Source organism: Streptomyces sp. PH10-H1, from assembly GCF_030063355.1.
Taxonomy (GTDB): domain Bacteria; phylum Actinomycetota; class Actinomycetes; order Streptomycetales; family Streptomycetaceae; genus Actinacidiphila.
Genome location: NZ_JASISZ010000073.1, coordinates 1 through 13,301, shown reverse-complemented (window position 1 = coordinate 13,301; position 13,301 = coordinate 1). Strand labels below are relative to the sequence as shown.

Sequence of the window (13,301 nt, the reverse complement as noted above, 5' to 3'; positions counted from 1 at the left end):
GTGCCACGTCGCGAGAAGGATTCCCACTGCACCTCCTGCGGAACGGCGTTCGGCCCCGCCGCAGGCTGGCCGCGCACCTGCGCCGCCTGCGGTGCGACCGCCTACCGCAATCCGCTGCCGGTCGCCGTCGCCCTGCTCCCCGTCCGCCGGGAGTCGGGCACCGGGCTCGCCGTCATCCGGCGCACCATCGAGCCCGGGCGCGGACTGCTCGCCCTCCCGGGCGGATTCATCGACCACGGTGAGAGCTGGGAGCAGGCCGTGATCAGGGAACTCGCCGAGGAGACCGGCATCGTGGCCGCCGCGGCGGACGTCACGCTCGCCGACGTCCTCACCGATGAGCAGGGCGGCTATCTGCTCGTTTTCGGGCTGCTGCCCGCGCGGCACGCCGCAGAGCTGCCGGCGTCGGTGTCCACCGACGAGACCGAGGGCTGGGACGTACTGGACGCCCCGGCCGAGTTGGCGTTCCCGCTGCACACCCTGGCGGTCCGGCGCTGGTTCGGCGGCGGATACGAGGCGCGGATACGAGGCGCGGCACGAGGCGCGGCACGGGGCCCGCTGAGCCGGGCGAACCGCACGGACCCGCACGCCTGTTGAGGACGTGGGCCGCCGGGCCGGGGTAGGGGACCGTCACTCCGACAGCCCCCGTACCCGCACCCGGTAGCCCACCTCGCCCCCGCCGTCGCGCTCCACCACCACCTGCCCGTCCGCCAGCCGGGTGGTGAAACGCTCGACCCGCGGCTCCGCCCAGCCGTCCCCGTCATCGGTGAACACGATCCCGCCGCCGGTGCGCCCCGCCGCCGGCGCCCACGCCTCCAGTTCCACGGCGCCGTCCGCGCCCGTCACCGGCAGTACGGCGCCGGCCCGCGCCAGTACCACGGTCCGCCCGAGCGGCGCGTCGACCAGGATTTGGCCCGGGCCTTCGTGCGCGGCACCGGTCGCCGTGTCGTACCAGCGGCCGCGCGGCAGCCGGACCGCCCGGGTGACCGATCCGCGCTCCAGGACCGGTGCCACCAGCAGCGCGTCCCCCAGCAGGAAGGCGTCCCCGCAGCCGCGCAGCTTGCGGTCCTCCGGGTCGTTCCACCACAGCGGCCGTACGTACGGCGCTCCGGTACGCCGCGCCAGATGGGCGAGTGTGTCGAAGTAGGGCAGCAGCCGCTGCCGTTCGTGCAGCGCGTCGGCCGCGTACTCCGCCACCTGCGGCCCGAACTCCCACGGCTCGCGCCGGCCCGCCGTGATCGCCGAATGGGTGCGGAAGAACGGCAGATAGGCGCCCAGCTGGAACCACCGCAGATACAGCTCGGGCGAGGGCGAGCCGGTAAAGCCGCCGACGTCGGGGCCGGAGTACGGCACCCCGCACAGTCCCAGTCCGAGCACCAGCGAGAGCGAGGCGCGCAGTCCGGCCCAGCCGGTGGCCACATCCCCCGACCACGTCCCGCCGTACCGCTGCATCCCCGCCCAGCCGGAGCGCGAGAAGAGGAACGGGCGGGCGTCCGGCGCCAGTTCCCGCAGTCCCTCGTATCCGGCCCGGGCCATCGCCAGCCCGTAGACGTTGTGGGCCTCGCGATGGTCGCCGCCCCGGCCCTCCAGGGCGTGCCGGGCCGAGCGCGGCAGGGTCGGCTCGCCGAACGCGGTGAAGGACACCGGCTCGTTCATGTCGTGCCACACCCCGGCGAAGCCCTGCGCCAGCCGCTCCGCGTACAGCCCGCCCCACCACTTGCGGGCTCGCGGATCGGTGAAGTCCGGGTAGACCGCCTCGCCCGGCCACACCACGCCGCGCACCTCCCGGCCCCGGGTGTCGCGGACGAACGCCCCGGCCGCCGTCCCGCTGTCGTAGACCGCGTTGCCCGGTTCCGCCTTCACCGCGGGATCGATGATCGACACCAGCCGCACCCCGTCACGCCGCAGATCCGCGGCGAGCCCCGGCAGATCGGGGAACCGCTCCCGGTCCACGGTGAACACCCGGTGCCCGTCGTAGTGGTCGATGTCCAGATGCAGTGCCGACAACGGCAGATCGCGCTCCCGGAACCCGGCCGCGACCCTGCGGACCTCCCGCTCGTCTCCGAAGCCCCACCGCGAGTGCTGGTAGCCCAGCGCCCAACGCGGCGGCAGCGCGGGCCGGCCGGTCAGCGCCGTCCAGCCCGCCAGGATCCGGGCCGGGGTGCCGGTCAGCACCCAGTAGCGCAGCGGTCCGCCGTCGATCCGCAGCTCGCAGCCACCGGGCCGGTCGTGCCCGGAGCCCGCGCCCTCCTCGCCCTCCCGCAGCGTCACCTGTCCGTCCCATGTGTTGTCGTGGAAGACCAGATGGCAGCTCGCGTCCGCGACCACCAGCTGCACCGGCATGGTGATGTACAGCGGGTCGTCGCCCGGTTCGAAGGAACCGCCCGGGTCGGTGTTCCACAGCCGGTACGAGCCCTCCCGGAGCCGGGGCCCGCCCGCCCGGCCGCCCAGGCCGAACACGCACGCGTCCGCGGCGGTCTCCGAGCGCTGCACCCAGCGCGTGCCGTCGCCCGGTTCCCGGCCCGCCGGATCCCACCAGCGGGGCGGCAGGTCCCGCCGCAGCAGCACACCGCCGGGGGTACGGAACTCCACGGCGCCATGGCGCGACACCAGCACCGTGACGCGCTCCGACACCACCCGCCAGCCGTCCTTGTCCAGCTCCAGCTCGACCCGCGCGTCCACCGCGGGGCAGCCGGCCGCCAGCGCGTACGAGGGCTCCGGTTCCGCCCCTTCCCAGCCGCAGAACACCGCGCCGCCCACCGCGACCCGCACCCGCAGCGACGAGCGCGCGAACCGCACCACCCCGCCGCCCGGCATCGGCTCCACGCTCTGCGCGGGACCGGGCACCCGGGCCCGTTCCGCACCCCGCCGCGGCAGGTCCCGCGCATCGGTCCGCTGCCGGCGCCACGCGGACCGCACCGTCCGCAGACCGTTCGCGGACCCCACCATCCGTACCGACCGCACCAGGTCCCCAGCATCCATAGTGCTTACCCTTCCACTGCTCCCGGCCGCCTTACCGCCCGTTCAGCCAGCGTTCACCTGTAGGCGAAGCACATCGCGGCATTCCCCGTTGTGGGGGTCCCGCCCTGGCGCCGGAGACGATCACATGGCATCGTCCTGCCCAGCCCTGCCGTAGGACATTCCGCCCGCGCAGGGTCCAGCCGCACACAAAGCGACGACGCCGTACCGTCCGGGAGCCGCCCCATGAGCACCACGACCGAGCCCGCCCACGCCCCGGAGCCCCTGTGGACCCCCGGCCCCGACCGTGTCGCCGGAGCGCGGATCACCCGCTTCCAGGCCTGGGCCGCCGAGCACCGCGGGGCCCCGGCCGGCGATCCGGCGGACCCGATCGCGAGCTACCAGGCACTGCACGCCTGGTCGGTCCGGGAGTCCGCGACGTTCTGGGGGGCCGTCGCCGACTGGTTCGAGGTGCGCTTCTCCACCGCCTACGAGGCCGTACTCGCCGACGCGTCCATGCCGGGCGCCCAGTGGTTCACCGGCTCGGCCCTCAACTACGCCGAGCACGCGCTGCGCGCCGCCCTGGACCCGGAGCGCGCCGACGCCCCCGCCCTCATCCACCTCGACGAACGCTCCGAACCCGTCGGGACCAGCTGGGCCGAGCTGAGCCGCCAGGTCGCCTCCGTCGCCGGCCGGCTCCGCGGCCTCGGCGTCACCCCCGGCGACCGGGTCAGCGGCTATCTGCCCAACATCCCGCAGGCCGTCGTCGCGCTGCTCGCCACCGCCGCCGTGGGCGGGGTATGGACCTCCTGTGCCCCGGACTTCGGCGCCCGCAGCGTCCTGGACCGCTTCCAGCAGGTCGAGCCCGTCGTCCTGTTCGCGGTCGACGGCTACCGCTACGGAGGCAAGGAGCACGACCGGACGCAGAGCGTCGCCGAACTGCGTGCCGAGCTGCCCTCACTGCGCGCCGTCATCCACATCCCGCTGCTGGGGACCCCGGCGCCCGACGGTGCGCTGGACTGGGACACCGTCGTCTCCGACGACACGGAACCCCGCTACGCGCAGGTGCCCTTCGACCATCCGCTGTGGGTGCTGTACTCCTCGGGCACCACCGGCCTGCCCAAGGCCATCGTGCAGTCGCAGGGCGGCATCCTGCTCGAGCACCTCAAGCAGACCGGTCTGCACATGGATCTGGGCCCGGGTGACCGCTTCTTCTGGTACACCTCCACGGGCTGGATGATGTGGAACTTCCTGGTGTCGGGTCTGCTGGCCGGCGCCACCGTCGTCCTTTACGACGGCAGCCCCGGCCACCCCGACACCGGCGCCCAGTGGCGGATCGCCGAGCGGACCGGGGCCACCGTCTTCGGCACCTCCGCCGCGTACGTCATGGCCTGCCGCAAGGCCGGTGTCCGTCCCGGCCGTGACTTCGATCTCTCGGCGGTGAAGTGCGTCGCCTCGACGGGCTCCCCGCTGCCGCCCGACGGCTTCCGCTGGATCCACGACGAGGTCAAGGAGGACGTCTGGATCGCCTCCGTCAGCGGCGGCACCGATGTGTGCAGCTGCTTCGCGGGCGGTGTCCCCACCCTTCCCGTCTACATCGGGGAGCTGCAGGCGGCTTCGCTCGGCACCGACCTGCAGGCCTGGGACGTGGACGGCAAGCCCGTCATCGACGAGGTCGGCGAGCTGATCGTCACCAACCCCATGCCGTCGATGCCGGTGCGGTTCTGGAACGACCCCGAGGGCGTCCGCTACCGCGAGAGCTACTTCGACATGTTCCCGGGTGTGTGGCGGCACGGCGACTGGATCACCATCACCGCCCGCGGCACCGTGATCATCCACGGCCGCTCCGACTCCACCCTGAACCGGCAGGGCGTCCGGATGGGATCGGCCGACATCTACGAGGCTGTCGAACGCCTCCCGGAGATCCGCGAGTCCCTCGTCCTCGGCGTCGAGCAGCCGGACGGCGGTTACTGGATGCCGCTGTTCGTCCAGCTCGCGGAGGGCGCCACGCTCGACGACGAACTGCGCGGCCGCATCAAGGCCGTGATCCGCAGTGAGCTCTCCCCGCGCCATGTGCCCGACGAGATCATCGCCGTCCCCGGTGTTCCCCACACCCTCACCGGCAAGCGCATCGAGGTCCCCGTCAAGCGCCTGATGCAGGGCACCACGCTGGACAAGGCGGTCAACCCCGGGTCCGTCGACGACATGGAGGTGCTGCGCTTCTACGAGCGGCTGGCCAGGGACCGCCGCCCGTAGAAGCGCTTGCCGTGCTCGTGTGGTCGGTCAGCCGGTGTACTGGGCGAAGATCTTTGAGAACTCATAGGGCGTCTGCGGGACGTTGGTGCACATGTACAGCGCCCCGTTGCAGGCGTTGCGATCGCGGGTCGTCTCCCAGAAGCCGAGCACGCCCAGGTGCTTGCCCTGGGCGAACGACACGAGCTGTCGGGAGTCCGTCTGGTCGAAGATGTGCCCGTCGTCGTTCTGGCCGAGCATCGGGGTGACGCCGGTCATGGCCCACAGCTGCGCGTCGGTTTTGCCGGGGTAGAGGGTCCTGAGCTGCGCCTGGGTGCTCTGCGCCGCCTGGACGGCCGCGTCGCCGTAGTCGGTGGCGCGGTAGTAGTCCATCGCCATGACGTTGACGACGTCGAGGGTGACGCCCGCGTCGCGCGCGGACTTCACGAGGGTGATCCCGTCGGCCGTCAGGCCCTCGGGGAGCACCGGAAGGGTCAGCGAGATCCGCAGCCCGGGGTGCGCCTGCTGGAGTCGGGCCAGCGCCTGCGAGCGGCGGCTGATGGAGGCGGGGTCGGCGGTGGCGGCGCCTTCGATGTCGAAGTCGGCGTAGGTCAGGCCGTAGGCGTTGACGACGGCGTCGTACTCGGCGTAGAGCGAGTCCACGGTGGTGCAGGCCTGGGCCAGTTCGGAACCGGAGGCGCCGCCGAAGGAGATCTTCACATCGCCGCCGACCGCCCGGATGGCGTCGACCTGGTCCTTCGCCCATCCGGCGCGCGGATCATAGGCGTTGAACCACATGGCCTTGCAGCCCGAGGCGGTGATGAAGGCCATGGTGAAGCTCCTCAGCCCGCTCGCTGAGGCCATGTCGGGCATGCTCGGCGTCGGCCAGGCTCCCATGTCGACGTACGGGGCGGTGTGCACGGTCCCGGAGCCACCGCCCGTGCTGGTGGTGCCGCTGACGGCCGCGCTGTACGCCGAGGTGTTGCCCGCGGCGTCCTTGGCCCTGATCCGGAAGCTGTACGTCGTGGTGGGCTGCAGCCCGGTGGCGGTGTACGAGGTCCCGGTGACGGCTACGGGGGAGGCGCCGTCGCGGGAGACCTCGTAGCCGGCGACCGATCCGGAGTCGTCGGTGGAGGCCGTCCAGTGCACCGTAAGTAAGGAGCCGGTGGCGGAGCCGATGGTGACCCCGCCGGGCACCGACGGCGGAGTGGTGTCCCCGCCTCCGCCGCCCGCGTCGCAGGAGCCGCCGTTCAGCTTGCAGTTGAGCGGCGTGGCCGCGCCGGCGCCGACCCAGCCGAAGATCGCGGAAGCGCCCGGCGTCAGAGTGCCGTTGTAGTCCCGGTTGGTGAACGTGAAGTGCGATCCGCTCTGGGTGAGCAACGCGTCCCAGTAGCTGCCGACCGTGCTCCCGGACGGGAGGTCGAACTCCACCTTCCAGCTGGTCAGAGTGGAACCGCTGCCATTGGTGATCTGGTACTGGGCCTGGTAGCCGGAGCCCCAGTCCGAGGTCTTGGTGAAGGCCGCCGAGACGCCGCCCGCGGCGGTGGCGGGCGATGAGAGGAACAGGACGAGCGTCCCGAACAGTGCCAGGACGAGCGTGAGGGATCTTCGCATGCTGGACTCCCATAGGTCTGTACCAATGCCGCCCAGTACGTGAATACTTGACCTTCAGGTGCACGTCAAGAGTCATCGACGACCCGTCAATCTCCGTAGGGCGGTCCGTCGGCCTCCACGGGACGATCCGTCAGCCCCCGTACGTGCTCTCGGACTCGCCCAGCACCGCCGCGAAATCGTCCGCCAGCCGGACCGCCTCGGCCTCCGGCAGGGCGGCCGTGGTGATCCGCACCCCGGGCGCCGACGCGGTGCGGAACCGTGCCCCGCCCGCGACCCACCACCCGTGCGACCGCAGTCCGTTGACCACCGCCGACTCGTCCCTGACCGGCACCCAGACATTCAGCCCGCTGCGGCCGTGCGCGGCGATCCCGCGTCGCCCCAGCTCGCCGATCAGCGCCTCCCGGCGAGCGGTGTACGCGGCCTCGGCCCGCGCCACCAGCTCGGATGTCGCCGGATCCGTCAGCAGCCGCAGCACCGTCTCCTGCAGCACATGGCTCACCCACCCCGAGGTGAGCAGCAGCAGTCCGTCGTGCCGGGCCAGCGATGTCTCGTCGCAGGCGAGCGCGGCCCACCGCAGGTCGCTGCCCAGATGCTTGGACACGGTTCTGACCTGGGCCCAGCGGGGGAGTCCGCCGGTGGTGAGGGAGTGCAGGCCGACCCCGGAGGTGTCCGCCGTGTAGTCGTCCTCGATGACCAGGACCTCGGGTGCGGCGGCCAGCACCGCCAGCAGCTCCGCCCGCCGCCGCTCGGAGAAGCACGCCCCCAGCGGGCTCTGGGAGCGCGGCATGCACACCACCGACCGCGCCCCGGCCCGCAGCGCGGCCCGCAGCGCCTCCGGCCGCATGCCGTCGTCGTCCACCGGGACCGGGATGATGCGCAGCCCGAGCGCCGGTGCCAGGTCCAGCAGTCGGTGGAAGCCCGGATCCTCCATGGCCACGGCGTCGCCCGGCCGCAGTTCGGCCGACAGCAGCCGCCCGATGCAGTCCAGCGCCCCATGGGCGAACGTCACCTGCCCGGCCGGTACGCCGTCGCGCTCGAACCAGCGACGGGCCACCGCCTCCAGCTCCGGCAGCCGGGGCGAGGTCCGGTGCGACCCGGGTCCCGGCGTCACCCGGGACGGTGGCAGGAGATCGGGCAGGAACGCCGGGTCGGGGTGGCCGCCGGCCAGACTCCGTACGCCTTCCGGGGTCTTCGGGGGCCTGCGCGAGCCGCTCGTTCCGACGGCGGGGGCCTCGGCGATCACCGTGCCGCCCCGCCCGCGGGTCAGCACGATCCCGCGCTGCCGCAGCTCCTTGTACGCCGTGGCCACGGTGCCGGGACTCACTCCGAGATCCCCGGCGAGCCGGCGCACCGGCGGCATGGCGCTGCCGGGCGCCAACGAGCCGGCCGCGACCGCCCGTTCGACGGACGCGGCAATCCCCTTGGCGGTCGTACCGCTGATCGCATATTGTGTTGCCACATTGAACAGTATGTACCAATACAAAATTCGCGTCAAGGGGGAACAGATGCAGATCCCAGGAGGCCGTGACGGCCGCCGGATGCTCTGGATCAATCTCGTCGACAAGACCGGATCCGGTCTCTGGGTGAGCGTGACGGCCCTGTACTTCATCGTCGTCGCGGACCTGAGCGCCGGCCAGGTCGGCCTGCTCCTCGCGCTGGCCGGAGCCGTCGGCATCGCGGGCTCGCCTCTCGCCGGGCGGCTCGCCGACCGCTTCCCGCTCACCCGGCTGCTGCTCGCCGTCCAGATAGTGCGCGGCGCCTCCGCCCTGCTCGTCCTCGCCGCCCACGGCTTCTGGCAACTCCTGCCGCTCGTGGCCGTGGGCAGCTTCGGCGAACGCTCCGCCTCCGTACTCACCAAGCTCTACGCCGCCCGGGTCGCCGGACCCGACCGCTCCCGCTACCAGGCGGTCCAGCGCACCGTCGTCAACGTCGGCTACACGGTCGGCGGTCTCGGCGCCTCGGCCGGCATCGCCTTCGGCAGCACCGGCGTCTACCGGGGCCTCCTGCTCGGCGACGCCCTCTCCTTCTGCGTCGTCGCCGTTCTGGTCGCGCGCTGCACCGAGCCCCCGTCGGCGACCCGTACGGTCAGGACCTCGGCACCGGCCCGCGCAGCCGCCGGCCGTCCCGCCGCCGGCCGTCCCGCCGCCGGCCGTCCCGAGGCAGCGCCGAACCCCTGGCGCGACCGCGGATACCTCGCCTACGCCGCCACCGACGCACTGCTGTTCCTCGACGGTTCCGTGCTGCGCGTCGGCATGCCGCTGTGGATCATCAGCGCCACCACCGCCCCACACGGACTCGCCGCGCTGCTCTTCGTCATCAACACCGTCGTCGTGGTGCTCCTCCAGGTCCGGCTCTCCCGCCATGGCCGCACCCCGCGGCTCGCCGCCATGACCTTGCGTCAGGTCGCCGCGTGCTACCTCCTCGGCGGAGCCGCGGTGGCCGCCTCCGTCGTCGACGCCCGCTGGGCGGCGACCGCGGCTCTGCTGGTCGCCGCCGTGGCCTTCACCTTCGTGGAGATGTTCCAGGCCACCGTCTCGTGGGAGCTGTCCGTGGCCCTGGCACCGGACGACGCGCAGGGCGCGTACGTCGGTGTCCACGGACTCGCCCAGGCCACCGAACGTGCCGCGGGGCCACTGATCATGACGTCCGCCGTCATCGCGGGCGGCCCGCTCGGCTGGCTCGGCTTCGGCGCGGCGCTCGCCGCGACCGCCCTCGTACAGAAGCGCATGGTGCTCCGACGCCTGGGATCCACCCACTCCGTGACGGATCGGGCCGCATTGTCCGAGGCTCCGGTTACGGTGAGTGAGCAATGATCGTTGCGCCGAGGGGGAGCCATGGCACACACCAGGAACAGGAACACCCGCCGGACGAGCGGCCGTTCACGGGACCGGTCAGGCAGCTGTTCACCGGAGCGCTCACGGGACCGTTCGCGCGGGAGGACACCACGCCGTACGAGCGGGCGGCGCGCCCTGCGCCGTGAGGCGCCCAGCATCGTCGCGCTGCTGGCCGGCGAACGGGACTTCGCCGCGATGCGCCGCTACCGCGGCTTCCCCTTCGCGTTCGAGGACCATCCACGATATCTGCGGCAGATGGACGGCCTGCTGCGGTCGCTGGCCTCCCAGGGCCTGTTCGTCACCGTGACCCTCTTCGATCCTGGCGAGTACGCGGAGTACTGCGCCGACACCGGACAGGACCCGGACACCCCAGCCGCCCGCGCCCGCTACACCGCCGACATCACGGCGGGCGGCGCCGCCGTCGCCTACACCGGACAGCCAGTGCCCCGGCTCATCGCCCAACTGGCCCACGAAACCGACCGGCAGGCGGTCTGGGACCGCGCCACCGAGGTGCTCACCACCGCGGGAGGCAGTACGGACGGCGGCCGCGATGTCGGCCACGCCGCCTTCGAACGGGCCTCCCAGGCCCTGATGAGACTCATCGAAGCTGTCGGAACGGGCACCCACCACGCGGTCTGCAGCGTCCCGCTGGGCGACAGCCCCCTGCTCGCCGTCCTGACCACGGACTGCCATGCGGACGGCCAGGTCCACTTCGTGGAGGCCGACGCACTCGTGTTCTGCACGGTGCTCGCCGCGGCAGCCGTAAGTGACAGCCCAGGTGGCATCGTCGTCCGCACCACCGGCGCCGACGGCGGCGACGAGGTTCGCGGCTGGTCGCTGCACGACGGCTGGCCGCACCCGCTCACCGAGGCGGAAGTCTTCAACGCCTACTGCACCGACGCCGAAACCGGCGAACCGGTACCCCCGGAACCCGGCGTCGCCTACCGCCCCGGTCTGCCCCTTCGGCCGCCACCGGGCGGCTGACCCGGCCTACGCCGAGGGGCGTTCCACCGACCACCGGTGGAACGCCCCTCGGAGCTGCCAGGTTGTCACTCGCCGGACAGCACCGCCTGCGCCGCGCGGCGCGACTCGTCAGCGGTGTCGGTCGCACGGGCCGCGGCCGCGGCCCGCTCGCACTGCGCCAGCGTGTACTTCGCCAGCGTGGCGCGCACATAGGGAATGGACGCCGCACCCATGGAAAGGCTGGTCACACCCAGACCCGTGAGCACACAGGCCAGCAGCGGGTCGGCAGCCGCCTCGCCGCAGACGCCACAGCTCCTGCCCTCGGCCCTGGCCGCGTCCGCCGACGCCGCCACCAGGTCGAGCAGCGCCGGCTGCCACGGGTCCTGCAGCCGCGAGACCGCGCCGACCTGCCGGTCGGCCGCGAAGGTGTACTGCGCCAGGTCGTTGGTGCCCAGTGACAGGAACTCGACCTCCTGGAGGATGGAGCGTGCCCGCAGCGCCGCCGAGGGAATCTCCACCATCGCGCCGAACTTCGCCTGCAGACCCGCCTCACGGCACGCATCGGCGAACGCCTTGGCGTCGATGCGGTCGGCCACCATCGGCGCCATGACCTCGAGGTGGACCGGCAGGCCCTCGACCGCCTTGGCCAACGCCCGCAGCTGCGTCTGCAGCACATCGGGGTGCTCCAGCAGCGACCGCAGACCCCGCACACCCAGCGCCGGGTTCGGCTCGTCGGCGGGGGTGAGGAAGTCCAGCGGCTTGTCGGCGCCGGCGTCGAGCACCCGCACGACCACGCGGCCCCCGGGGAACGCCTCGAGGACCTTGCGATACGCCTCGATCTGCTTCTCCTCCGACGGCGCCTTCGCGGAATCGTCGAGGAAGAGGAACTCGGTGCGGAACAGGCCCACACCCTCGGCGCCGGCCTCCAGAGCCGCGGGCACATCGCCGGGACCGCCGATATTGGCGAGCAGCGGCACCTTGTGACCGTCGGAGGTCGCACCGGGACCGGAGGTCGCCGACAGTGAGGCCTTGCGGGCGGCGGCGGCTTCTTCCAGCTCCGCGCGCTTCTCCGCGCTCGGGTTGACGAAGAGCTCGCCGGTGCTGCCGTCCACCGCGATGACGGTGCCTTCGGCGATCTCGCCCGCGCCGGGCATCGCCACCACGGCCGGCACCCCCAGGGCACGCGCCAGGATCGCGCTGTGGCTGGTCGGCCCGCCCTCCTCGGTGACGAAACCGAGGACCAGAGTCGGGTCGAGCAGCGCGGTGTCCGCCGGCGCCAGATCGCGCGCGATCAGTACGTACGGCTCGTCGCTGTCCGGCACACCCGGCATCGGCACACCGAGAAGCCGGGCCACGATGCGGTTGCGGACATCGTCCAGATCGGCCACCCGGCCGGCCAGGTACTCGCCCGCGTTGGCCAGCAGTGCACGGTAGGAGGCGAAAGCGTCGTACACCGCGCGTTCCGCGGAACTGCCCACCGCGATCCGGCGCTCGACATCGGCCATCAGCTCGGGGTCCTGGGCCATCATGGCCTGGGCCTCCAGTACATGCTGGGCCTCACCGCCGGCCAGGTTCCCACGCGCGATCAGGTCAGCGGCCACGGCCTCCACGGCCTGCCGGGCACGGCCCTGCTCACGCGGAGCCTCCTCCGCCGGGATCTGCTTGGCCGGGGGTTCCAGAACAGCGGTACCCATGTGCCGTACCTCGCCGATCGCCACACCGTGGCTGACACCGACGCCTCGCAGCGTTGTCTCCATCTCACCTGTCTCCGGTCAATGCGACGGGCGATGCCGTCGGGTAAGTACTGCTGACGCCCCCGTGCGGTAAAGCGGGAAGTTACTGCCAGACGAAGAGCTGGGCGCCGGCGGCGACGTCGCCGTCCTCGGCCACTCCGCTCAGCGCCTCCGCGGTGGCTTCGAGAGCCACGACGGGACACACCGGAGACTTGCCCGCGGCCTCGACAGCGGCCGGGTTCCAGCGGATGACGTCCTGCCCGCGCTTCACGGTGTCGCCCTTCGCGACGAGCAGTTCAAAGCCCTCCCCATTGAGCTGCACGGTGTCGATACCCAGGTGGGTGAGGACACCGTGTCCCTCGTCGTCCACCACGACGAACGCGTGCGGGTGCAAGGAGACGATGACGCCGTCGACAGGAGAGACCGCGGTCGAAGGCTCGCGCGCGGGGTCGATGGCGGTGCCCGGGCCCACCATCGCGCCGGAGAACACGGGGTCCGGCACAGCCGCGAGGCCGATGGCGCGTCCGGCCAGGGGTGACGAAACGGTCGTCATGGGAAGCCTCCTAGATGCGGAGCTCAAAGACGCCGTCACTGCCTGTTACCGGACGGCGATGCCGCTTGAGCAGCCTAAGTCATGTGAAGTAAGGGTTCCGCCCGAGCGGATCCGACCATCGGGTGATCGATCCCGACCACTAAGTGTGGCATCCCTGTCAGGTCGGTACGGAGGGCCGAAGGACCCGAGTAGCCGATTTGCACCGGGCCGAGGCGTCCAGTACCTTGACACAACCGCCTCGACGAGTGCCGCGGAAACGCATGTTTCCGCAATGGCAGTCTCGAAAGGGCCGGGAAATCCGATGGAAAGCTTCTGCTAAAGTCGGGTGCAGCGGGAAAGCCGAAAGGCAGAAACGCTAAAGCAGGAACAAGTAGAACTCCCGCCGGCTGGGAATCGGGCGTGAAAGCGTCTGGTAGA

General features: G+C 72.1%; 9 protein-coding genes. 4 read left to right on the top strand and 5 right to left on the bottom strand.

What is annotated here, in order from left to right:
• A complete protein-coding gene (locus QMK24_RS32270) occupies window positions 1-594 on the top strand; it encodes an NUDIX domain-containing protein (protein ID WP_283470412.1) in 594 nt (197 codons plus the stop codon).
• Between the two features lie 33 nt (window positions 595-627).
• Here QMK24_RS32270 and QMK24_RS32265 read toward each other — a convergent pair whose 3' ends face one another.
• Window positions 628-2,979 (bottom strand): glycoside hydrolase family 31 protein, encoded by a 2,352-nt coding sequence (locus QMK24_RS32265; protein ID WP_283470411.1) that lies wholly within the window; start codon window positions 2,977-2,979, stop codon window positions 628-630.
• 222 nt (window positions 2,980-3,201) lie between these two features.
• Here QMK24_RS32265 and QMK24_RS32260 point away from each other — a divergent pair, with 222 nt between their 5' ends.
• Window positions 3,202-5,211 carry an acetoacetate--CoA ligase gene (locus QMK24_RS32260; protein WP_283470410.1) on the top strand — a complete coding sequence of 670 codons (2,010 nt, stop codon included), beginning with the start codon at window positions 3,202-3,204 and terminating at the stop codon, window positions 5,209-5,211.
• Between the two features lie 27 nt (window positions 5,212-5,238).
• On the opposite strand, the gene QMK24_RS32255 is transcribed toward QMK24_RS32260, so the two are convergent.
• Together QMK24_RS32255 and QMK24_RS32250 are read right to left on the bottom strand one after the other, a co-directional pair.
• Entirely contained in the window at window positions 5,239-6,801 is a 1,563-nt protein-coding gene (locus QMK24_RS32255) for a cellulose binding domain-containing protein (protein ID WP_283470409.1), read from the bottom strand.
• A gap of 130 nt (window positions 6,802-6,931) precedes the next feature.
• The gene (locus QMK24_RS32250; RefSeq protein ID WP_283470408.1) at window positions 6,932-8,260 is read right to left on the bottom strand and encodes an aminotransferase class I/II-fold pyridoxal phosphate-dependent enzyme; all 1,329 of its coding nucleotides are present in this window, start codon (window positions 8,258-8,260) and stop codon (window positions 6,932-6,934) included.
• A gap of 46 nt (window positions 8,261-8,306) precedes the next feature.
• On the opposite strand from QMK24_RS32250, the gene QMK24_RS32245 reads away from it, so the two are divergent.
• Window positions 8,307-9,614 carry an MFS transporter gene (locus QMK24_RS32245; protein WP_283470407.1) on the top strand — a complete coding sequence of 436 codons (1,308 nt, stop codon included), beginning with the start codon at window positions 8,307-8,309 and terminating at the stop codon, window positions 9,612-9,614.
• Window positions 9,615-9,635: 21 nt separating this feature from the next.
• Window positions 9,636-10,619, top strand: a complete 984-nt coding sequence (locus tag QMK24_RS32240) for a DUF8829 domain-containing protein (protein ID WP_283470406.1) — start codon at window positions 9,636-9,638, stop codon at window positions 10,617-10,619.
• 65 nt (window positions 10,620-10,684) lie between these two features.
• On the opposite strand, the gene ptsP is transcribed toward QMK24_RS32240, so the two are convergent.
• Together ptsP and QMK24_RS32230 are read right to left on the bottom strand one after the other, a co-directional pair.
• The gene (gene ptsP / locus QMK24_RS32235; protein ID WP_283470405.1) at window positions 10,685-12,355 is read right to left on the bottom strand and encodes a phosphoenolpyruvate--protein phosphotransferase; all 1,671 of its coding nucleotides are present in this window, start codon (window positions 12,353-12,355) and stop codon (window positions 10,685-10,687) included.
• Between the two features lie 79 nt (window positions 12,356-12,434).
• Window positions 12,435-12,884, bottom strand: a complete 450-nt coding sequence (locus QMK24_RS32230; protein WP_283470404.1) for a PTS sugar transporter subunit IIA — start codon at window positions 12,882-12,884, stop codon at window positions 12,435-12,437.
• Window positions 12,885-13,301 lie beyond the last annotated feature (417 nt).

What these genes read in the sequence shown, in the direction of transcription:
- QMK24_RS32265 (WP_283470411.1), bottom strand. Translation starts at nt 2,979, where the DNA reads ATGGATGCTGGGGACCTGGTGCGGTCGGTACGGATGGTGGGGTCCGCG.
- QMK24_RS32260 (WP_283470410.1), top strand. Translation starts at nt 3,202, where the DNA reads ATGAGCACCACGACCGAGCCCGCCCACGCCCCGGAGCCCCTGTGGACC.
- QMK24_RS32255 (WP_283470409.1), bottom strand. Translation starts at nt 6,801, where the DNA reads ATGCGAAGATCCCTCACGCTCGTCCTGGCACTGTTCGGGACGCTCGTC.
- QMK24_RS32245 (WP_283470407.1), top strand. Translation starts at nt 8,307, where the DNA reads ATGCAGATCCCAGGAGGCCGTGACGGCCGCCGGATGCTCTGGATCAAT.
- QMK24_RS32240 (WP_283470406.1), top strand. Translation starts at nt 9,636, where the DNA reads ATGGCACACACCAGGAACAGGAACACCCGCCGGACGAGCGGCCGTTCA.
- ptsP (WP_283470405.1), bottom strand. Translation starts at nt 12,355, where the DNA reads ATGGAGACAACGCTGCGAGGCGTCGGTGTCAGCCACGGTGTGGCGATC.
- QMK24_RS32230 (WP_283470404.1), bottom strand. Translation starts at nt 12,884, where the DNA reads ATGACGACCGTTTCGTCACCCCTGGCCGGACGCGCCATCGGCCTCGCG.